This is a genomic window from Orenia metallireducens, assembly GCF_001693735.1.
Taxonomy (GTDB): domain Bacteria; phylum Bacillota; class Halanaerobiia; order Halobacteroidales; family Halobacteroidaceae; genus Orenia; species Orenia metallireducens.
In genome coordinates, this window is the sequence record NZ_LWDV01000009.1 from 260,615 (window position 1) to 281,819 (window position 21,205).

Sequence of the window (21,205 nt, forward strand, 5' to 3'; positions counted from 1 at the left end):
TTTTCTCATAAGGCTTAGTCTATATCTAAAAGAGGAGTTTATTATAAAAGGTAGTCTTTTTTGAAAATTAACATCTTTATTAAATTATAGATTAAGCCTAGAAATTATAATTATAATATTTTTAGTATATTTAAAATTAAATTAATTTGAATGAGTATATAATATAAATTAAGTTTTAGAAGGTACATTGTATATAGAAGAACAACTCTAAAAAGAAATTTAAAATCTTATTTTTGCCACGGATTAATACGGATACAAGATTAATTAAAAATATAATTGTTATTTGCTTTTAATCCGTGATAATCTGTGTATATCTGTGGCGAATAATTGCTTTGTTTTTATTTCACTTTAGACTTGGAGATCTATAATATCTTCTGAGACTTTTTTAAAAATGTTTAGAGAGAAATTTCTCTTTAATGGGGGTGTCGATTTGGCTTCATTATTAGGAATATCGAGACCAATTAAAGTGTTAGTAGTTGATGATTCTGCTTTTATGAGAAAAGTTGTTAGTGAAATGTTAGAAGAGGCAGATGATATAGAGGTTATCGATAAAGCAAGAAATGGAATAGATGCTTTGCGTAAGATTGAAACTGATGAACCTGATGTAATTACTTTAGATGTAGAGATGCCTAAGATGGATGGATTGGAATTTCTACAGAAGTTACCAGAGTTGATTGGAAGGAATATTCCAGTTATTATGTTGAGTAGTTTGACTACAAAGCAGAGTAAAACTACAATTAAAGCATTAGAATTAGGAGCAATTGATTTTGTTGCTAAACCTTCTGGAAGTATCTCTTTGGATATAGATAAAGTTAAAGAAGAATTAATTGAAAAGGTGAGAATAGCAGCCGGGGCTAAATCTAAGTTAGCAAAAATCTCTAAAACCTTCTCAAGGACATTAAAGTCAGAGAAGAAGATGGTCAGTATAAAAAAAGTAGCTACTGAACAAGAATCATCTAATGGATCTACCACTGATCATATAAAGCTAGTGGTAATAGGTTCTTCAACTGGTGGACCTAGGGCTTTAAAGGAAGTAGTGACCTTATTGCCCAAAGATTTAAATGCTGCAATACTTATTATTCAACATATGCCTCCAGGGTTTACCACTTCTTTAGCTCAGAGATTAGATAAGTTATCTCATCTTAGAGTTAAAGAGGCTGAAGAAGGAGATAGACTAGAGAAAGGGCTTGCTTTATTAGCTCCAGGTGATTACCATATGGTTATCGAAAATGGACAGGTTAAATTAAACCGGAATTCAAAGGTTCATAATGTTCGTCCAGCTGTAGATGTAACCATGGAATCTATTGCTCAGGATTATAATTCTAGAGCCATTGGAGTTATCTTAACTGGTATGGGTAAAGATGGAGCAGAAGGCATGAAGCTAATTAGGAATAATGGTGGTAAGACTATAGGTCAAGATGAAGAGACCTGTGTAGTTTATGGTATGCCTAAAGTTGCCTATGAGATAGGTGGAGTAGAGGTTGTTAAGCCTATTGACCAGATTGCTAAAGAGATTGTGAGAATGGTAAACAGTTAATTGAAGTTAATAAAGCATTACAAACAAAAGATGGTATATACCATCTTTTGTTTGTAATGTGGGATAATATCCAATATTAAATTATATTTTGAAGCAGGGAGTGTAAGTTATAAGAAAAAGTAATTGAAGAAACAACTATTGAAAATCCTACAGTAACTTTTGGTGATAACTTCAGTGATAGTACTAGTGGCTGGATCATAATAAGACCCGTTCTGATGATTTAGGTAATATTGAAGGAGAATATAATTATGTAGATGAAGAATATGAAATTAAAGTTTTTAAAGAGAAGTGGATATTTTAGGCTTATGCACCAATTGAACTACTATCCTCAGAATATATGGTAAGTGTAGATACTAGGGTCGAAGGAAGCGGGAATAGTGGGATTATTTTTAATTATTTCGATAAGAATAACTATTCTTTATTATGTATTGAGACAAAATATAGCCACAATTATTATAAGTTAAGTAAGAAAGTTAATGGAGAATTCGATCAGAATAATGAATGGATAGAAGGAACTAATTATATCAATGATGGTATGAATAATATTAAGTTAGTACAAAAAGTGAACAAGATACATATCTATATTAATGAAAATCAAGTAGCAGTAGAGGATATTAATCAATATTCAGCTGGGATTAAAGTTGGATTATTTGTAACTACTTATGATGATATAACAGGTGTAGTAGTTGGAAGGTTTGATAATTTTGAAGTTGCTGGTTATATGGCTGAAACCCAAGCTCAAATTTCTTTAAATAGAATTTCAAGTAATGATTCTATAAAATCAGTAGAAGAAGGTTCAATAAAATAATTGAATAAATCAATTATATAAATTATTAATATAAGAACCCACAGGATTTATCCTGTGGGTTAAGTTTATTGCTCTTTATTATCTTCTCTATCTTCTTTCTCTAATCTAGGTAATTTAACAATCTTCACAAATTCATCATTATCGAGTTTAGCTTGAGAGTACATAGCACCTAGGCGTTTGGTCTCTGTAATATTACTAACTTCCATTTCGATTATCTCTCCATTTTCACTGACTAAGATAAGTTTATCATTACTTTTGGCAGGTAGGATACCTAATAATTTATACTTATCATTAGACATAGTCTTTAATCCTTTTCCATTTCTTTTTTGAAGGGTATAGTCTTCAATTGGGCTTGCTTTACCACGACCTTCTTTGGTAATGGAAAGAACTAATGAAGAACCTTCAACTAGATTAAAGCTGATTACCTCATCACCTTCATTTAAGTTGATTCCTTTACTACCTTTAGTATTACGTCCAGTATCGGTAATTTCATCCTCTTTGAAGTGGATTGTATAGCCTTCTTTAGTACCTAATAAGATATCTTGTTCTCCATCTGTAACAGCAACCCCAATTACTTCATCACCTTCATTTAAATTGATTGCTTTAATAGATGAGATACTACTTTCGTACTCTTCACCTTTAGTCTTTTTAACTAAACCATCTTTTGTGGCAAGCATAATATAGTTCTCTTTAGTATAATCATTTAGCATAATAACTCCAACGATATGTTCATCCATTGGTAACTTTAAGTATTGATTTAAGGGATCGCCAGTAGATAAGCCGTGATGTTCTGGAATTTCATGGGATGTAAGACTATAAGCCTGTCCTTTATCGGTAAAGAATAAGACTTGGTCTAGGTTCCTTCCAGTTACCACATGGGTAATAAAGTCATTTTTGGCAGAGCGGACATTATCTAGACTATCTGCCTTCTTGATATAATTACGATAGGAGAGAGAGATGACTACATCTTTATCCTTAATCAAATCCTCCTCTTCTATCTCCGCCTTAGAATCATCGGCTAGTATCTTACTCTTACGTTTATCGCCATACTTCTCTTTAATCTCTATTAATTCATCTTTAACAATATTATCTAGAATATCAGTATTATTTAAGATAGATTTTAGATAGTTGATCTTCTCTCGAATTTCTGCCAAATCACCTTCTAGTTTCTCGATTTCTAGGCTGACTAAGCGTTGTAACCTCATATTTAAGATGGCTTCTGCTTGTCTTTTAGTAACTTCCAGTTCCTTTTGTAGATTTCTTTTGGCTTCTGGAGTAGATTTAGAGCTTCTAATAACTTTAATTACCTTATCTAAGCTATCAGTAGCTTTTTTAAGTCCAATTAGAATATGCTCTCTATCTTCAGCCTTCTCTAATTGATACTTACTCCTTCTAGTGATGACTTCTCTTCTAAAGTCCAAGAAATGTTCTAATATTGTTTTGATATTCATAACCTTTGGCTGCTGATCTACCAAAGCCAACATGTTAATTCTCATACTAGATTGTAAAGAAGTATATTTATATAAGCGGTTTAAGATGATCTCTGGATTTCCCTTCTTCTTTAATTCAATTACAATTCTAAGGCCTTCCCGATCACTCTCATCACGAATATCACTTATATCATCAATCTTTCCTTTCTTAACGGTATCAGCAATCTCTTCAATCAATTTAGCTTTGCTCAACTGGTAAGGAATTTCAGTAATAATAATACTCTTCTTGCCTTTACCCTTATCTTCAATCTTACTCTTACCACGAAGAGTTATCTTTCCACTTCCAGTATTGTAAGCATCTTTGATTCCATCATTTCCAACGATAATACCTCCAGTAGGAAAGTCAGGTCCTGGAATAGTCTTCATCAAATCTTTAATGCTAATATCCTGATTATCTAATAGTTGAATTAAGCCATCGATAACCTCTGATAGATTGTGAGGTGGGATATTTGTACTCATCCCAACAGCAATTCCACTAGACCCATTAATTAGTAGGTTAGGAACTCGTGATGGTAAGACACTAGGTTCTTCTAAGCTACTATCAAAGTTAGGAATAAAATCAACGGTATTTTCTTCAATATCCTGAAGTAAATCTTCTGAAATAGATGCTAGACGAGCCTCAGTATAACGCATAGCTGCTGCACTATCACCATCGATTGATCCAAAGTTTCCATGACCATCAATTAAAATATATCTCTGACTGAAATTTTGAGCCATTCTAACCATAGCATTATATACAGCTGCATCACCATGAGGGTGATATTTACCCAATACCTCTCCAACTATACGTGCTGATTTTCTATGAGGTTTATCAGGAATCAGCCCTAACTTTTTAGTTGCATAAAGAATTCTTCTATGTACTGGCTTAAGCCCATCCCTAACATCAGGTAGAGCACGGTCTATAATAACACTTAATGAATAGTTCAAATAGGAATTGCGCATCTTGTCTTCAATAGCCACAGGTGTAATCTGTTTATCTTTCATATTTATCTTCTCCTTTCAATACTCCCTTTTTGAATTATTAATCATTTATATACTCTCTTAGTGCCAAACAGTAAAAAATAATTGAATCAGTTAATTGCATCAAAGAACCTTCTGAAGTATAATTGATTATATATTAAATCAATTAGTGATTTAATACTGTAGATAATCTAATAACAATTATAAAATCCTATGAAATATATTAAATTTGCTGATTGACAGTATTTATTATATCATTAAATTGGAATTTGTAAAATAAATTACTCTCAACTCTTAACTAGTCACTGATTACTCATCACTGCACTTTCTAGAATAATATTTATTTAAATTGATTAATTTAGATATAAATAGAGTTAAATCAAGACTTATTATAGCTAATAGTTGCTATCAATTGATTAATGTGCTATTATAATAAATGTAATCATGTTTTTTTACAAAAGATGGAAATCGAAAGAGGTGTTAATATAATATGGCAGTAAATAGTCAATACAATGCAGAACAGATTCAAGTTTTAGAAGGTCTAGAGGCTGTTAGAAAGAGACCTGGAATGTATATCGGTTCTACTGGAACTAAAGGATTACACCATCTCGTTTGGGAGATTGTTGATAATAGCATAGATGAATTTTTAGCAGGTCATGGTAGTAAAATAGATATTACCATTGGAATAGGTGAAACAATAACTGTCCGAGATTATGGTCGTGGGATTCCAGTAGATATTCATCCTAAAAAAGGCTTGCCAGCAGCCCAATTGGTACTGACTACTCTCCATGCAGGTGGTAAATTTGATGGAGCTGGCTATAAAGTATCAGGTGGTTTACATGGGGTAGGTGTTTCAGTAGTAAATGCCTTGTCAGAATGGCTTGAGTTAGAAGTATATCGTGATGGATATGTATATCGCCAAAGATATGAGCGGGGAATTCCAGTAACGGAGTTTGAGAAGGGTGAGAAGACCAAAGAGACAGGAACTCAGATTACCTTCAAACCTGATGAAGAAATTTTTGATGAGCTTAATTTTAAATTTGAAACTTTAAGTACTAGGCTACAGGAGTCTGCATTTTTAAATAAGAATTTAGAGATATTACTGGTCGATAAGAGAAGGGCAGAAGATAAGCAAGAGTCCTTCTGTTATAGTGGTGGTCTTGAGGAGTTTGTTAAATATTTAAATGAGAGTCAAGATCCTTTGACTGAAGGTATAGTTTATATTGAAGAAGAGCTTGACGATACTTATGTTGAAGTTGCTTTCCAATATAATAAGAGCTATAATGAAAGAATTTATACTTTTGCTAACAACATCAATACCCATGATGGTGGATACCACCTAACAGGATTTAAAGCTGCTATTACTAAGGCTTTTAATAATTATGCTAAAGATAATAATCTGTTAAAGAAGAATGACCCTGCATTGTCTGGACGGGATTTACGGGAGGGATTAACAGCTGTAGTCAGTGTTAAGCTAACTGATCCACAATTTGAAGGGCAGACTAAGACCAAATTAGGAAATAGTGAGATTAGAAGTACTGTAGAGAAAGCAGTTTATGAGTATCTTCGTTATTATTTAGATGTCAACCCATCAATGGCTAAAGGTGTAGTTGATAAGGCTTTAGAAGCAGTTAGAGCTCGTAAAGCAGCTAAGAAGGCTAGAGAACTAACTAGAAGAAAAGGTGTTTTAAATAATAACTCTTTACCTGGTAAGTTATCTGATTGCAGTAGTCGTAAACCAGAAGAATGTGAATTATACCTAGTAGAGGGTGACTCTGCTGGTGGTTCTGCAAAACAGGGGCGTAATCGTAAATTTCAGGCTATATTACCTTTAAAGGGTAAGATTATGAATGTAGAACGGGCTAGATTAACTAAAATTTTAAAGAATACTGAGATTGCCACGATTGTAACAGCTTTAGGTGCAGGTATTGGTGAGGAGTTTGATATCAGTAGATTGAGATATCATAAGATTATTATTATGACCGATGCTGATGTCGATGGTGCTCATATCTGTACTTTAATTCTAACGTTATTCTATCGTTATATGCCTGAATTAATCGAAGCAGGACATGTCTATATTGCTCAACCTCCTTTATATAAGGTTACTTATGGTAAAGAGGAGCATTATCTCTACACAGATAAGCAGTTAGAGAGGTATATGACTGATAAGGATAGAACAAAAGTAACTATTCAACGTTATAAAGGTTTAGGAGAGATGAATCCTGCTCAGCTATGGAATACTACTATGAATCCAGCCAATCGTAAACTACAGAAGGTAGAGGTTGAAGATGAGATAGTGGCTGATGATATCTTTAATCGCTTGATGGGCTCTAAAGCACGACTTAGAAGAGAGTTTATTATGAAGAATGCTGATTTAGCTGATAATATTGATATATAAATGTATTACTGTAAAAACAGATTATGATAAAAAGAAGGGGCTGTTTAGTTTAGCTCCTTCTTTCTTATTCTTATAGCATCTCTTTTTTAGAGAGATAATATAAAATAGCAAAGCCAATTACGATAAAGAGAATGGTCAATATAGCTTGGATAGATAAAGACATAAGATCACCTTTTTCACTAATAAATATCTTTATTTTAGTTTATCCTAAATATAAATAATAAATACTTAGGAGAAACTCAAAAATGGAAACAATAATAGAAATTATTTTACAAACCCTACTAGCTTTTTATGGAACCTTCTTTTTTGCCAGGATAATAGGCAAGAAGCAGGTTGGAGAGTTGACCTTTTATGATTACATCAATGGGATTACCTTTGGGTCTATAGCTGGTAATATGGCAAGTGATTTGCAACAGAGAACCTGGCAACATTTTATTGGTTTGTTTTTATTTGCTACTTTGACCTTCTTAATGCAGTATATTGCATTAAAGAGTAGGAAAGCTAGAAAGATAATTGAGGGTGAAGCTACAATTTTAGTACATCAAGGCAAAATATTAGAGGATAATCTAAGAAAGACTAGATTTAATGTAGGAGACCTTCTTTCAGAATTGAGAAAGAACAATATCTTTGATATTAGGGATGCCCATTTTGCTATCTTAGAGACTGATGGTAAATTAAGTGTGCTCCCCAATGCTAATAAAAAACCAGTTTCCCCCCAAGATTTAAATTTATCTGGGCAAGAAGAGAGCATTTGTACAGAGCTAATTTTAGATGGAGAGATAATAGCTGCTAATTTAGACCAGAATGGTTTAACTAGAGAGTGGTTAGAAGAGAAGTTAAGGGAGAACAATATTGATAAATTAGAGAAGGTGGTTTTAGCAAGTTATAATCCTGTTGATAAGAGTATCTACTTTGATTTAAAGGACGATAATTTAGGGAAGGATACTGTAGATATCAGTGATTTTAAAGAATAGACCAATTAATTGGTCTATTCTAAAATAAGATTATTTCTGTTTAGTTTTTGGTTCAATACTTTTGCCCATCTCTACTAAATCATCAGCAATTTGCCTTTGATATTCTTGAGTTATCCATCCAAATAATGCAGGCATACTTTGAGTACCTACATATCCTTTTGGAATATCTTCAGGGTCTTGAGTAGAGCCTAGCTCTTCTTCTAAGATATTTTTGGCATGAGCGAAATCGTTTCCAGCACTTCCGGGATTATCACTATCCTCATGATTATAATGCTTCTCTTTAGGTCCTTGAGCCATTATTCATCCTCCTTTATCTTTTCTTATAGTTTGGTCTTTAAATAAGACCTTTATAAGAAGTAAAAAATAACAGCAAAAAAGTCCTTTCAAAAATGAAAGGACTCTCTTTAAAATTCAATAGGTTGATTTACTTTGCCAGAAAAGAAGATAGAAGTAATTTCATTATAAATAAGATTGAATTTTTCTGTCTCTTCCTTCTTTAGATTTGCTTTTAAGAAGAAGTGTTTATTGCCTTGTTTATCTTCTTCTTCTGATAAGAAGACCTTATTATCACCGAATTTATTCTTCAGAATGTTTGTTGTCTTCTCTAAAGCCTCTTGATAAGTTCTCACCTTTGCAAAACGATATTTTGACACTCTCTTTTTAATCCACATAGCCTGTCCCTCCTTATGTACTTATTCAACAGAACATTCTTCATTTTATATAAATTTCTAATAAAAATCAACTAAATGAAGAACTTTTTCTTGAATATATATTATTTTAACCACTGTTGAACCTGATATAGGTTAATCATACCAATATGCACCAATTGAATTTGCCTTGGACTTAGATTAATATATTTGCAGGAATTATTAAATTATTATCTAACTATACATATAGAGGTTAGTTATAAACTGGTCATTTATGAACATAATAATTAGAAGAAAGGGGTGATAAGATGGATTATAAAGGGAAATTAAATCGTCAATTTCCAGCTAAAATCAGTACAACTGCCTTTACATCTATATATATATTACATTTAGTTGATAAATATGGTAAGATGTATGGACAAAAGATTCTTGATACAATTAATGAACAGATGGGAACTAGGTGGAAGCCATCACGGGGAATGGTCTATCCATTATTAAGAGAGATGGAAGAAGAAGGTTATTTAAAGGCATGGTGGGATGAGCCTGATAAGAGATCAATACGTTATTATCGGATTACAGAGAAGGGTGCTAAACATTTAGATAAGATGAAGATTAAATATAGAAGTTCTTTTCAAGATGCTTTAAAAATTGTCAATACAGCCATTAATGAGATTTATGATGGACAAATCTAGTATATCTTGACAAAGATAGTTAAATAGATTATAATTAATATTAGTAATCATTTCTATTAAATCTTATTTATTTTTGATTAATATCTTAGATAATTAGAGTATGATAGCATATATACATAGAGATTTAAATAGTAATTACTTTTATATTAATAAAAATAGGGAGAAATGATTACAATAAAGATTAAGAAATATAAAGGAGGAGATAATTATGGCTAAATATGAATGTACAGTATGTGGTTATATTTATGATCCTGAAGAAGGAGATCCAGATAGCGGTATTGCTCCAGGAACTGCTTTTGAGGATATTCCTGATGATTGGGAATGTCCATTATGTGGTGTAAGTAAGGATATGTTTGAAAAAATTGAAGATTAATAATAAAAAGCTGGTCATCTGACCAGCTTTTTATCTTAATATTTAACACCTGATTTAGCACCTGGTTTTAGACCAGGCTTAAGTTCTGTTGTACCACCAAATAATAATGGTAAAAGAATTAATATAATAAGCCAAAGCAGATTACCACCATATAATCCCATTAGAATCCCTCCTTTATTAAATTTTTAAATTTTAATTAATACTTTAGTCCCATATCTCCACCAAGAAGTAATAAGATAAGAATCAAGAAGATAATCATCATATTATCATCATATAATCCCATTATGTACACCTCCTTTAGAAGTTATATTAATAGTTAATTAGTATTTCATTCCCATATCGCCACTAAATAGTAATAAGATAAGAATTAAAAAGATAAACAACATATTATTTTCACCATATTCACCCATTGGATATCCCTCCTTAGTAAAAATCTTTTAAAATCTTTTGGATAATGCTTTTCTTGCGTTTTCAATACATAATATACATTAGGAGTTAAATTGTTAATGGAAATTTTTTGAATGTTAAATTTATTCCTATGTTGCTATAACTATAGGTAAGAGGTGGGAATTTTTTGAGATATCTTTGTTTTATTTTAATTAACCCAAATATAAATCGTTATTATTACAAATAATAATTTTGAGGGGGGAAATTATAAATGAGACTAAGTCAAGAGCATAGAGCTGATGGGTTAGTTGATGCTGATTACTGTCTTAAAGTAGCTCATAATATGTTGAATATCTTTGATGAACAGGAGAAAGAGAATCAAGGTTTCAATAGTTTAGAGATGCTTATGATAAAAGCAATCTTTGATGATATCTTTGAAAATACAATTAAAGAACGATATAAAGCAGGGCGTAATGAGGTAACGAGTTTTTTATTAGGGGTTAATGCTGATTTACCAATCAATCAACCTCAGAATAATGTAATTAATTTCTTAAACTTTTTAGACAGAGATCATTAAGGGGGGCTATAATACCCGCTCCTCCCTCAAAAATCAATTTAGAAACTGTTTTTTAAAATACTAGAAATTTCTAAATAAATATACATAAAAATTTGAAAAAATAATATAATATAACCATTATAAAGGAGTATAGAATTTTTTCTATACTCCTTTATTTTTTATTTGTCATTCTTTCATTATTAAGATATACTATAATTAGTAATGGATAGTGTTATCATCAAAAACAATATCTACTTAACAGATCTATAGAATAAAATATTAGTTAAGTAAACTATACTTAATATTATTAAATGAATTTAGAAAAGGGGGAGAAAGAATGAAAAGAAAGTTTCTAGTAGCACTACTATTAATGGTGTTAATTATTACAGGGTGTAAGAGTAAAATTTCCACACTCAATGTAAAACTTAATACTGAAGCTAAGGTAACAATTAGTAGGGAAGGTAGAAGTGAGACTAAGGTTGGTCAGAATGTCCAATTTAAAGATAAGCCTGTTGGGGAGTATACATTAGTAGCTAGTGCTGAGGGTTATGAAGATTATCAAGGACAAGTTATTTTAAAAGAAAGTGATGAGATTACAGAGGTTAATTTAGTGAAGATTGAAAAGGATGATTCTGCAGATGTTTCAGATAGCATTAAGGATGAAGAAACATCAAAGATTAAAGAAGAAACAGTATCAACTACAGAAGAAGTTATAGAGAGTGTCGACTTAACTTTAAATTTATTTGATGTAAATAATAATAAATTGAATGCAGAAGTGACCTTAAAGAAAGATAATCAAGTAGTAGGTAAAAAAGTGGGAGAACAAGTTAGCTTTAAAGGTTTAGAAGCTGGAGAATATACTGTGGAAGTATCTAAAGATGGATATGATAAAGTTGTTAAAAATCTAAATCTTAATCAAGAAGAAGTTCGGCTTCCACTCTATATTTTAGGCGGACAAGTGGAGCAATTCTTTATTGATAATCCAGCAGATTTTGCTACAAGCGTGGAAAAAATATCAGAACAATTAAAGAATTTAAAAGATAATGAAGAATTGATCTTGGCATTTTCTTATTTAAATTCAAATTATTCACAACCTAAATTTGATTTAAATAATGAAATTGATAGATTATCTAAGATTGAATATGATGTAAGAAAGAGAGGGAATGAACTAGTAAAGAGATATGAAGATGACTTTGCCTTTACTAAAGCAAATTATACTTTAGGTGATCAAAAGGAGTTTATAATTTCTAGTGATGTCAAAAAAGATAAAGTAAATGCTACTTTGATGAAAGCAGGAGAACATATTTACGTATTTGTTGATAATAATAAAGATATTAAAATGGAGAAGTTAGATGAGATAGTTGCAGAGTTTGATAATGTAATCTATCCTAGATTAACTAGAGCTAAAACTGTAGATAAGGTTGTAGTACTGTTAACTGATTTTGATGATTTACCTGTAACAGGATACTTTGACCCAGCAGATTTATATGCAAATGAGGGTAACCAAGAGTTAATCTTTTATCTAAATGCTGATAGAAGTATGAATACTTTATTAACCTCCATGTCCCATCAATATCAACACTTAGTCTTCTTCTTAGATAAAGCGAAGGCTAAGCGAACAGCTAATGATGCTTGGATAGACCAAGGATTAGCTCAATTAGCACAGAGGATTACTGGTTATATAGATTATGAAGCAAGAGGGTGGTCTAGTCAAAAAGGTAATGGATGGGTATATGATAAAGAATTTGGGTATTTAAATAATACTACTAAGGTGAATCTATTAAACCATGATGGTAGTTTACCATTCTCTGGAGCTTCTTCATTATTTGCTAGCTATTTAGTAGAGCAATATGGAGCGGGGTTGATTGAGATGATTATGTTAAGTTCTCAAGAACCAAGTAAAGTAATTGAAGATTATACAGGATTAGACTTCAGTAGAGTATATCTAAATTGGATGACAGCCAATGTTGCTGATAATTTGGTAGCTGTTAACAATGATATTTACAAATATTCATCCTTTGAGTTGAATCAAATGCCTAAATTTGTAGAAGGCAAGATAATAGGAGAAGGGATTCATTACATCAAACTTGATGCTAATGAAGGATTTAATTTAAATTTATCAGAAGATAGTATTGATAATAAAATAGGAATTGTTTTAATTAAGAAAAAGAAATAGTATTTTTAAAAGTCTACTCAGCTGAGTAGGCTTTTTTTATGGTTCAACAATGAAATTTGTGATTAAGTTAATTTGGGATTTCAATTAAGGTCCAAAAATCAAATCTTAAAAATAAAATACAATTATTTAACCACGAATTAAAGATATTTTTAAATGTTATAAATCATTCTATTTTTAGTCTTTTATTGGTGTTGATTGGTGGCAAAAATAAGTTTTTAAAAAATAATTTCACAAAAGTCTTAGAAGAAGCAAAATAATATTTTTATTTAAGGTAAATACATAACTAATGAATATTTTAGCAATAATATTATTAGTTAGTTTTTATTAATCATACCATAATTTGAATTCAGTACATATAATTTTAATAAAGAAGGGGATGAATAATAATGGATTTTAAAGGGGAGCTTATCAATCAAATTAAATCATCACCTGATGTCTTTAATGAAATTAGAGTTGAAGCATTGGTTGATAGATTGAATTCAGTTGTAGAAGGAGAGGGCTTAAGTTATATTAACGATCCTAATCAAGATAATACACTAGAAGAATTAAGTGATGAAGAGTTAATAAATTCTATTATCAGAAACTTAAAGTATTATATTGAATATGAACGGGAATTAGGGGAGAGTGACGTATAATTATCTTTATAGGGTTTATTAAAATTTGCTTATATTAGCCCTGTTTTTTAAGTATTATCTTTTCATCAGAACCAATTATTAATTAACTAATTTTTAAAAATTGGATTAGATTTTACCTAGAATTAAAACTTAATTGCTGGGGAGAATAGTTTTGAGGGGGGAATAATATGGCTAATGAAGTAGAGCACTTTTTAAAGTATGGGGGAGTGAAGTTTAGGTATAATGCTCCAGAAAGAGAAGTATGGAAATTTGTAAATAGTTTACCTCCTGAAAAACGTGAAAGTATAGCGGAGGTCAGTCAAATTCTAGCTGAAAAAGGTTATATAGACTTAAAACCTGATTTTAGTACTATTGATAGAGAATTGTTGGATGCACAATTAGAAGAGAATAGAAGAATTTAATGAAAAATAAGCCTCTTTATTAAAGAGGCTTATTTTATTTAAGTATTAGATTTTAATTTAAAACTAAATAATTTATTTTTAATCACTATCAACTTCCAGCTGATTAAATAATTCACTTAGGTACTCTTGTATTGTTATTTTTTGTTCGATAAATTGTTTAATAAGATTATTATCTTTGATACTATTTTCCATTATTCATATCAGCTCCTCAATTAAAGTGATTATTATTTATTATAAATCATTTTCTTTGATAAAATACTAGTAATGCTTACCTATATTAAAAATAAATTTGAATAATTGAGTTAATATTGAATAAGATTAATTAATAAGGAAATTATATAAATAAAGAAGTAAAGTGATTAATTTGGAATATCAGAAAGAAGGTTTATAACAATTTATTTAACACCATTAAAAGATTATGAATATAATAAAGATTTGAAAAGGAGGGTTTGGTGATATTTAATGGTGAATTTTTAATCTATGGTGTTAAAAATTCAAAAGTTTTATAATTAAGAAGAATTGCATAGTAGATTGCCAACTATTTAAAAGGTAGTTACTAAGTTTTGAATTTATATAATCTTTTATAAGTATGTTGTTAAGAATTTAATAGAATGAAAATAGTTAAATTTTAAATTAAAAATGAATATTTGAGTAATTTTATTAAATTTAGAAATTTAAAAGATTTTATAACTGGAACTTAGAACTGGTAATAGAGATAATTTTTCATTAGGTTATACTTGGTGGGACTAATTGAGATATCAAACTTATACTAATTTATAAAGATTAAATTTGAGAGATTATTAAATTAAGTTGCTTAAGAAAGATTAAAGGGAAATCGAAATTTATTTTTAGTTCTATCAAAAAAATAAATTACACTTTGATTAGCTTTGTTCAAATTTAATAAATATATCTACTTTAGCATAAAATTGAAATAAAAGTAATATACTATTTACGAGAAACCACTAGGAGGTGTAACAATAATGAGAGCAACAGGAATAGTCCGTAAAATTGATAATTTAGGTAGAGTTGTAATACCAAAAGAGATTAGAACTGAGATGAAGATTGATAATGGTAATACACTAGAAATTTATGTTGATCAAAATGATACTGTAATTTTGAAAAAATACAGTCCAGTAAGGGAGTTAAGTAATTTAGAAGGTTATATAGATACACTGCTAGAAACAACAGGGTGTAATGTAATGATATCTGATACAGATAAGATTATAGATACTTCATCAGACTTACAAGAATATAATGAACGTTTAGTAGGTAATAAAGTAAAAGAAGCAATGAGATCACGTAAGACGATAAACTTAGATAATGCTCAAGATCAAGATCTTTGTGCTAATTTTAGAAGTAAAGAAGATAAACTAGGTTCAGTACTTATTTCACCAATTATTAAACAAGGTGATATTTTAGGTGCTGTTATCTTATCATCGCAAGATAAAAAATTAGGTGACTTTGAAGCTAAAGCTAGTGAAGTAACAGCCAAAGTAATTAGTAAAAAATTAGGATTATAATTATAAGTAAGCGCATTATGCGCTTACTTATAATTGATTAATAAGGTCAACCTAGAATTAAATTTAAATACGAAGGTTAAAGATCAAGCTATAAATAATTTAAAAATTTTATTGACAAAGCAGAGTAAAGAATGTATAATTTGATTAAAGTCAAATATTTTTAAAACTGGCGTGTAACTGATATAAGCAGGCATTAGCTGGGAAGTAATATGAGCTTCTATTAAATTTTAATATGGAGTTTATATTTCTTTCTAGCTTTTTTCTTTATTATATAGTTTTATTATTAGAGAATATATAATATTAATTTTGGGAATTTTTTAATAATAACAAATTACTAATCAAAAAGTCATAAATTAGGTAGTATATTATTAATTTCCCTTGAAAAAAGCATGGAAGATAAAAAGCTTTAATGTGTTAGCTAACACAAATTATTAGATTTTTTAGTAACAAAATTTTAACACTTTCACAATTTAATATTGATTAGGTTTAATCTATGAAGGTATAAGAAGATAAGTATCAATAAGGGATCCTTTGTTAGAGCTAATGATTTAATCTATGAAAGAGGTTAAATATTTCAAACAACAAGAGGGGGATTCTTAGTAATGAAAGCATTCAAACAATTACAAAAGATAGGTAAAGCTTTAATGACTCCAGTTGCTATTTTACCAGCAGCAGGACTATTATTGGCATTTGGTCAACCACAAGTATTAAACTCACCATTAATGGCAGAAGCTGGTGGAATTATCTTTGCTAACTTACCATTATTATTTGCAGTAGGTTCTGCTATCGGTCTTGCTGGTGGTGACGGTGTTGCAGCATTAGCATCTATTGTAGCATTCTTAATTATGAACATTACTATGGGAATGGTTGCAGGAGTAACTTCAGAGATGATTGGTACTAATCCTGCTTATGCAAATGTACTTGGTATTCCAACACTTCAAACTGGTGTGTTTGGTGGTATTATTGCTGGTGTAATTGCAGCGATAATGTTTAATAAATTTTATAATATTGAATTACCAGACTTTTTAGGTTTCTTTGCTGGTAAACGTTTCGTACCTATTGTTACAGCTGTTACAGCTTTTGTAGTAGGATTACTTATGCCAACTATTTGGAAACCTATCCAAGCAGGTCTATTCCAATTATCACAGTTAGCACTTGAAACTAATACTAATGTTTCTACATTTATTTTTGGTGTCATTGAAAGAGCATTGATTCCATTTGGATTACATCATATCTTCTATTCACCATTCTGGTTCGAATTTGGTGAATATGTAACTAAAGCTGGAGAGGTAGTTCGTGGAGATCAAGCTATCTTTATGGCACAGTTAAATGATGGAGTTAAACTTACAGCAGGTAGATTTATGACTGGTAAATTCCCATTCATGATGTTTGGATTACCAGCAGCAGCACTTGCTATGTATCATGAAGCTAAAACTTCTAAGAAGAAGATTGTTGGAGGTATCTTATTCTCTGCTGCATTAACATCTTTCTTAACAGGTATTACAGAACCGATTGAATTTTCATTCTTATTTGTTGCACCAGTATTATATGGAATTCATGTAATGTTCGCTGGATTATCATTTATGTTAATGAATATGTTAAATGTAAAGATAGGTATGACATTCTCTGGTGGACTTATTGATTATCTATTATTTGGAGTATTACCAAATAGAACACCATGGTATCTAGTAATTGTAGTTGGAGCAGTATTTGCTGTAATCTACTACTTTGGATTCCGTTTTGCTATTAGAAAGTTCAACTTAGCTACTCCAGGTAGAGAGGAAGATGCTGAAGTTGCTGATACTGTAGAAGAAAGTGATAGAGCTGAGTCTATTCTGGCTGCATTAGGTGGAGCAGAAAATATTGAAGAAATCGATGCATGTATTACTCGTTTAAGAGTATCAACTGTTGATCCTTCTAAAGTAAATGATGATAAATTAAAGCAATTAGGAGCTTCTGGTGTAATGAAACCAGGTGGAGGAGCAGTTCAAGCTATCTTCGGTCCAAAATCTGAAACTATTAAAGATGAGATTAAGAAGTTATTATAAGATTTCACCTTAAAACTCTATTGTTAATAAATATGAATACCTGATTAGAGAAGTTATTGGTCAATGACCAATAACTTCTTATTATTTTTAGATTGTGGTTGGTTATAAAGGAAAGTTAAAGTATTGATAATTTTGGGGTAGAATTTAGTAGTATTAACTAAAGGAATTTTAAAAATGAATTGTATAATTAATTTATTTATAAAATAAATTATATAGTGAATAATAAAGGTATAGTAAGTTATATATAGAAATTAATTTATGTACATAAATTAATACAGATTAATTATCCTAAGGAAGTTCTTCTTGTAAATAGGAGGAAAATTAAAATGTCAAATTTAATGGAATCAAGTTCTAGTCAAGATTATCAAATTAAAAAGGTTTTCAATAACAATGTAGTCTTAGTTACTCAAGAGGATAAGGTAAATAGTAGTTCAAAAGAAGTTATTTTGGTAGGTAAAGGATTGGGGTTTGCTAAAAAAACAGGTGATATAATCAAAAGTGACTCTCTTAATATAGAGAAAGAGTTTATCCCAGTAAATGATGAGAAGAAAGAACAATATAACCAATTAGTAAAAACCGTTAATGAAGAGATTATAGGGCTAACTACAGAGATAATAGCAATGGTCAGTGAAGAGTTAAATGAAGAGTTAGATAAGCATATCCACATAGCTTTGACCGATCATATAGCTTTTACCTTAAAGAGGATCAAAGAAGGAATGGAGATTAGAAATCCATTCTTGCCAGAAACCAAGACTCTATATAATGAAGAGTATAGATTGGCTCAAAAGGCTGTTAAGATGATTGAAGAACGTTCTGGTATTCCTATCCCAGAAGGAGAAGTTGGTTTTATTACCCTCCATATCCATGCTGCTAGAACTAAACAAGGTGTCTCTAGGGCTGTAAAATATACCTCTTTGATTAGAGAGATGATAGATTTTATAGAGGATAGATTAGAAATTGCTATCTCTCATGAAAGTCTAAATTATGCAAGATTAGTTACTCATCTAAGATTTGCATTAGAGAGGATAGAGACCAATAAGATCAATCAGAATCCTTTATTGGACAAAATTAAAGAAGATTTAAAGCAATCCTATCAAATTGCTGAAGAATTATCTAATTTGATTCATAAAAGGTTAGATGTAGTGGTGCCAGAGGATGAAAAGGGTTATTTGGCTATGCATTTAGAGAGGTTAAAGAAGAATTTGAATTAAAAAGTGGCTGATAGTTATTAGATAGTTTTAAATTATTTCAGATGCAGTCTAAAAATATTAAAAAACTAAAATAATTTTATAAGAATACTGGAAAAGGAGTGTTATTTATGTTAGGATTATTTAAGAAGAATAAATCTATTGAGTTATTTGCACCATTAACTGGAAAGGTATTAGATATATCTGAGGTACCAGATGAGGTGTTTTCACAAAAAATGGTTGGTGATGGTTTAGCAATTGAACCTACTGAAGGGGTTTTAGTATCTCCAGTAGAAGGAACTATTAAGCAAATTTTCCCTACAATGCATGCTGTAGGTATTGAAGCTAAATCTGGTGCTGAAATTTTAATGCATATTGGGATTAATACTGTTGAATTAAAGGGAGAAGGTTTTAAGAAATTTGTTGAAACAGGAAATAAGATAAAACCTGGTGATAAATTGATTGAATTTGACTTAGACTATATTAAGGAGAATGCCACTTCTATCATTACACCAGTTTTAATTACTAATATGGATGCTGTAAAGGAATTATCAGTTATAGCTGATGGTCAAGTAACAGCAGGATCTGATAAAGTATTAAAGGTAGAAATGAAGTAGTATTTGATAAAATTTTAATCCTTTGTTATTAACTAATTATTATATAATAGGAGGAATAATCATGGTAGAGAAGAAAGTAGTAATTAAAAATGATACAGGTATTCATGCTAGACCTGCGTCATTGATTGTACAAAAGGCAAATGAATTTACATCTGATATTACTTTAGGTAAAGATGGTCAAGATGTAAATGCTAAAAGTATTATGGGGATTATGAGTTTAGGGGTTAGCAAAAGTACAGAAGTTACTATTAAAGCTGAAGGAGCTGATGCAGCAGCAGCTGTTGATGCGCTTGTAGATTTAATTGAAAGTGGTTTTGGAGAGTAAGAGTACTTATAAATTAAAAAAGTCTACCTTCTATATAGAAGGTAGACTTTTTTAATTTATAAGGTCACAATATTATCCCCAAATATTATAAAAAAGTATAGGTTTTTAATAACTTCATCTCTGTCTCTTTATAAACAAGGTAGATTACATAGGTAAACTAACTAAGAAGTTATTATCTTTACTCTATCTCTTTTAGTAATTTTATATCATCACTTAACTCTGCTTTTAGTTTAATTTCTTTATGGGTAAAGGGTAAGCAAAACTTCAATTGATAAGAGTGTAATGCCTGCCTTGAGATTAAGCTATTACTCCCCCCATATAAGTCATCACCGATAAGAGGGTGACCGATATAACTCATATGAACTCTAATCTGGTGGGTACGACCAGTCGCTAACTTTAAGCGAACTAAAGTTCTATCACTATATCTCTTTATAACTTGATAATGGGTAGTCGCATTTTTACCATGAGTAAAGTCAACTTTTCTCTGGATAATACTATCATTAATTCGAGCAATAGGTGCTGAAATATTTTCAAAGTCATGGGGGATGATACCATGAACAAAGGCTAGATACTCTCGATGAATCTTCTGTTCTTGAAACTGTTTAGTTAGATAGTTATGAGCATAGATATTTTTAGCAATCAAGATTAGCCCAGAGGTATTTCTATCAAGTCTGTGAATAGGGCGGAAGGTATTATAATTACCTTCTCTTCTTAAGTGATGAAGTACAGCATTTCCTAAAGTCTGTGTATTCTCATTGTGGGAAGGATGGACTAACATTCCTGCAGCTTTATTAACAACAAGCAGGTGTTGATCTTCATAGATAATGTTAAGAGGAATAGCTTCAGGTAAAAAATTTGTTTCTTCCATGAAATTAAAGTTAAATTCTATCAAATCATCAGCTTGAACTATAGTAGAATGGTAGTTAAGGTACTTACCATTTACTCTGATTCGATAATCTTTGCGAAGTTTCTTAATTGCATCTTTAGATAGTTTTAATTTTTTTGTCAATAGTTTATATAAAGTCAAGCCCTCATCATCAATTTTAGCTCTATAAGGAATAATATCTGAAATATTAGTAAAATGGTCTACTTTAGCTTTTAGCATTGTAATCACTCCAAGTTCTTTTCTTATAGTGGTAGACAGTTTTTATTTTCGTGTTATTTATATAAGGTGTATCAATTTAAGATTATAATTTATGGACATATTATATTTAGTGTTAGTTTAAGTACTGTTGGTTAAGGTCTTCTTATACTTTGACTAACCACTCACACTAAAATTGTAATATTCATCTAAAGAGATATTTGAATTTAACTTTAAAAGTCTACATATAATTGATTAGTAGTTATAAAATCTGCTAGAATAATTATACCAGAATTAATTTTACTAAGAAAGATTGAAATTTTAAAAATTATAGAAGTTAAAAGAGAGTTTTAACTACCCAGTTTCTTAACTAATCTGTTTTATCTTAATTTC

20 protein-coding genes are annotated in these 21,205 nt (G+C 30.3%); 15 read left to right on the forward strand and 5 right to left on the reverse strand.

Annotation, left to right across the window (positions count from 1 at the left end; translation table 11 throughout):
• Positions 1–448: 448 nt before the first annotated feature.
• Positions 449–1,537 (forward strand): protein-glutamate methylesterase/protein-glutamine glutaminase, encoded by a 1,089-nt coding sequence (locus tag U472_RS09200; protein ID WP_425415775.1) that lies wholly within the window; start codon positions 449–451, stop codon positions 1,535–1,537.
• Between the two features lie 337 nt (positions 1,538–1,874).
• A complete protein-coding gene (locus U472_RS09205; protein WP_068717742.1) occupies positions 1,875–2,345 on the forward strand; it encodes a hypothetical protein in 471 nt (156 codons plus the stop codon).
• A gap of 65 nt (positions 2,346–2,410) precedes the next feature.
• Here the strand turns inward: U472_RS09205 and gyrA are convergent, their stop codons facing one another.
• Positions 2,411–4,819, reverse strand: a complete 2,409-nt coding sequence (gene gyrA, locus U472_RS09210) for a DNA gyrase subunit A (protein ID WP_068717744.1) — start codon at positions 4,817–4,819, stop codon at positions 2,411–2,413.
• A 466-nt stretch (positions 4,820–5,285) separates the two neighbouring features.
• Between gyrA and gyrB the strand changes: the two genes are divergently transcribed.
• Together gyrB and U472_RS09220 are read left to right on the forward strand one after the other, a co-directional pair.
• A complete protein-coding gene (gene gyrB / locus U472_RS09215; RefSeq protein WP_068717746.1) occupies positions 5,286–7,193 on the forward strand; it encodes a DNA topoisomerase (ATP-hydrolyzing) subunit B in 1,908 nt (635 codons plus the stop codon).
• A 245-nt stretch (positions 7,194–7,438) separates the two neighbouring features.
• Positions 7,439–8,167, forward strand: a complete 729-nt coding sequence (locus U472_RS09220; RefSeq protein ID WP_068717748.1) for a YetF domain-containing protein — start codon at positions 7,439–7,441, stop codon at positions 8,165–8,167.
• 30 nt (positions 8,168–8,197) lie between these two features.
• Here the strand turns inward: U472_RS09220 and U472_RS09225 are convergent, their stop codons facing one another.
• Positions 8,198–8,464: a hypothetical protein gene (locus U472_RS09225; RefSeq protein ID WP_068717750.1), complete on the reverse strand. Its 267-nt coding sequence runs from the start codon at positions 8,462–8,464 to the stop codon at positions 8,198–8,200.
• Between the two features lie 107 nt (positions 8,465–8,571).
• On the reverse strand, positions 8,572–8,838 hold the full coding sequence (locus U472_RS09230; protein ID WP_068717753.1) for a hypothetical protein: 267 nt from the start codon (positions 8,836–8,838) through the stop codon (positions 8,572–8,574).
• A 284-nt stretch (positions 8,839–9,122) separates the two neighbouring features.
• Between U472_RS09230 and U472_RS09235 the strand changes: the two genes are divergently transcribed.
• Together U472_RS09235 and rd are read left to right on the forward strand one after the other, a co-directional pair.
• The gene (locus U472_RS09235) at positions 9,123–9,506 is read left to right on the forward strand and encodes a PadR family transcriptional regulator (protein WP_068717754.1); all 384 of its coding nucleotides are present in this window, start codon (positions 9,123–9,125) and stop codon (positions 9,504–9,506) included.
• Positions 9,507–9,714: 208 nt separating this feature from the next.
• Positions 9,715–9,879, forward strand: coding sequence for a rubredoxin (gene rd / locus U472_RS09240; protein WP_068717756.1), 165 nt, complete (start codon positions 9,715–9,717; stop codon positions 9,877–9,879).
• Positions 9,880–9,914: 35 nt separating this feature from the next.
• Here the strand turns inward: rd and U472_RS17405 are convergent, their stop codons facing one another.
• Positions 9,915–10,040: a hypothetical protein gene (locus U472_RS17405; RefSeq protein ID WP_281201089.1), complete on the reverse strand. Its 126-nt coding sequence runs from the start codon at positions 10,038–10,040 to the stop codon at positions 9,915–9,917.
• A 497-nt stretch (positions 10,041–10,537) separates the two neighbouring features.
• On the opposite strand from U472_RS17405, the gene U472_RS09245 reads away from it, so the two are divergent.
• The 9 genes from U472_RS09245 to U472_RS09285 all read left to right on the forward strand — a co-directional run bounded on the left by U472_RS09245 (position 10,538) and on the right by U472_RS09285 (position 19,731).
• Positions 10,538–10,843 (forward strand): hypothetical protein, encoded by a 306-nt coding sequence (locus U472_RS09245; RefSeq protein WP_068717758.1) that lies wholly within the window; start codon positions 10,538–10,540, stop codon positions 10,841–10,843.
• A 316-nt stretch (positions 10,844–11,159) separates the two neighbouring features.
• Positions 11,160–12,998 carry a hypothetical protein gene (locus tag U472_RS09250; RefSeq protein ID WP_068717760.1) on the forward strand — a complete coding sequence of 613 codons (1,839 nt, stop codon included), beginning with the start codon at positions 11,160–11,162 and terminating at the stop codon, positions 12,996–12,998.
• A gap of 386 nt (positions 12,999–13,384) precedes the next feature.
• A complete protein-coding gene (locus U472_RS09255) occupies positions 13,385–13,633 on the forward strand; it encodes a hypothetical protein (protein ID WP_068717763.1) in 249 nt (82 codons plus the stop codon).
• 167 nt (positions 13,634–13,800) lie between these two features.
• Positions 13,801–14,034 carry a hypothetical protein gene (locus tag U472_RS09260; RefSeq protein ID WP_068717765.1) on the forward strand — a complete coding sequence of 78 codons (234 nt, stop codon included), beginning with the start codon at positions 13,801–13,803 and terminating at the stop codon, positions 14,032–14,034.
• 980 nt (positions 14,035–15,014) lie between these two features.
• Positions 15,015–15,554: a stage V sporulation T C-terminal domain-containing protein gene (locus U472_RS09265; protein ID WP_068717767.1), complete on the forward strand. Its 540-nt coding sequence runs from the start codon at positions 15,015–15,017 to the stop codon at positions 15,552–15,554.
• A gap of 602 nt (positions 15,555–16,156) precedes the next feature.
• Positions 16,157–17,602 (forward strand): glucose-specific PTS transporter subunit IIBC, encoded by a 1,446-nt coding sequence (gene ptsG / locus U472_RS09270; protein ID WP_068717769.1) that lies wholly within the window; start codon positions 16,157–16,159, stop codon positions 17,600–17,602.
• 326 nt (positions 17,603–17,928) lie between these two features.
• Positions 17,929–18,813, forward strand: coding sequence for a glucose PTS transporter transcription antiterminator GlcT (glcT, locus tag U472_RS09275; RefSeq protein ID WP_245684783.1), 885 nt, complete (start codon positions 17,929–17,931; stop codon positions 18,811–18,813).
• A gap of 107 nt (positions 18,814–18,920) precedes the next feature.
• Complete coding sequence (locus U472_RS09280; RefSeq protein ID WP_068717772.1) at positions 18,921–19,406, forward strand: PTS sugar transporter subunit IIA; 486 nt, start codon at positions 18,921–18,923, stop codon at positions 19,404–19,406.
• Positions 19,407–19,467: 61 nt separating this feature from the next.
• The gene (locus U472_RS09285) at positions 19,468–19,731 is read left to right on the forward strand and encodes an HPr family phosphocarrier protein (RefSeq protein ID WP_068717774.1); all 264 of its coding nucleotides are present in this window, start codon (positions 19,468–19,470) and stop codon (positions 19,729–19,731) included.
• Positions 19,732–19,909: 178 nt separating this feature from the next.
• Here the strand turns inward: U472_RS09285 and U472_RS09290 are convergent, their stop codons facing one another.
• Positions 19,910–20,836, reverse strand: a complete 927-nt coding sequence (locus tag U472_RS09290; RefSeq protein WP_083189841.1) for an RluA family pseudouridine synthase — start codon at positions 20,834–20,836, stop codon at positions 19,910–19,912.
• Positions 20,837–21,205 lie beyond the last annotated feature (369 nt).

Bases quoted from the DNA above. Each gene is read 5' to 3' on its own strand.
- U472_RS09205 (WP_068717742.1), top strand. From the start codon at position 1,875: ATGGTAAGTGTAGATACTAGGGTCGAAGGAAGCGGGAATAGTGGGATT.
- gyrA (WP_068717744.1), bottom strand. From the start codon at position 4,819: ATGAAAGATAAACAGATTACACCTGTGGCTATTGAAGACAAGATGCGC.
- gyrB (WP_068717746.1), top strand. From the start codon at position 5,286: ATGGCAGTAAATAGTCAATACAATGCAGAACAGATTCAAGTTTTAGAA.
- U472_RS09220 (WP_068717748.1), top strand. From the start codon at position 7,439: ATGGAAACAATAATAGAAATTATTTTACAAACCCTACTAGCTTTTTAT.
- U472_RS09225 (WP_068717750.1), bottom strand. From the start codon at position 8,464: ATGGCTCAAGGACCTAAAGAGAAGCATTATAATCATGAGGATAGTGAT.
- U472_RS09230 (WP_068717753.1), bottom strand. From the start codon at position 8,838: ATGTGGATTAAAAAGAGAGTGTCAAAATATCGTTTTGCAAAGGTGAGA.
- U472_RS09235 (WP_068717754.1), top strand. From the start codon at position 9,123: ATGGATTATAAAGGGAAATTAAATCGTCAATTTCCAGCTAAAATCAGT.
- rd (WP_068717756.1), top strand. From the start codon at position 9,715: ATGGCTAAATATGAATGTACAGTATGTGGTTATATTTATGATCCTGAA.
- U472_RS17405 (WP_281201089.1), bottom strand. From the start codon at position 10,040: ATGGGATTATATGGTGGTAATCTGCTTTGGCTTATTATATTAATTCTT.
- U472_RS09245 (WP_068717758.1), top strand. From the start codon at position 10,538: ATGAGACTAAGTCAAGAGCATAGAGCTGATGGGTTAGTTGATGCTGAT.
- U472_RS09250 (WP_068717760.1), top strand. From the start codon at position 11,160: ATGAAAAGAAAGTTTCTAGTAGCACTACTATTAATGGTGTTAATTATT.
- U472_RS09255 (WP_068717763.1), top strand. From the start codon at position 13,385: ATGGATTTTAAAGGGGAGCTTATCAATCAAATTAAATCATCACCTGAT.
- U472_RS09260 (WP_068717765.1), top strand. From the start codon at position 13,801: ATGGCTAATGAAGTAGAGCACTTTTTAAAGTATGGGGGAGTGAAGTTT.
- U472_RS09265 (WP_068717767.1), top strand. From the start codon at position 15,015: ATGAGAGCAACAGGAATAGTCCGTAAAATTGATAATTTAGGTAGAGTT.
- ptsG (WP_068717769.1), top strand. From the start codon at position 16,157: ATGAAAGCATTCAAACAATTACAAAAGATAGGTAAAGCTTTAATGACT.
- glcT (WP_245684783.1), top strand. From the start codon at position 17,929: ATGTCAAATTTAATGGAATCAAGTTCTAGTCAAGATTATCAAATTAAA.
- U472_RS09280 (WP_068717772.1), top strand. From the start codon at position 18,921: ATGTTAGGATTATTTAAGAAGAATAAATCTATTGAGTTATTTGCACCA.
- U472_RS09285 (WP_068717774.1), top strand. From the start codon at position 19,468: ATGGTAGAGAAGAAAGTAGTAATTAAAAATGATACAGGTATTCATGCT.
- U472_RS09290 (WP_083189841.1), bottom strand. From the start codon at position 20,836: ATGCTAAAAGCTAAAGTAGACCATTTTACTAATATTTCAGATATTATT.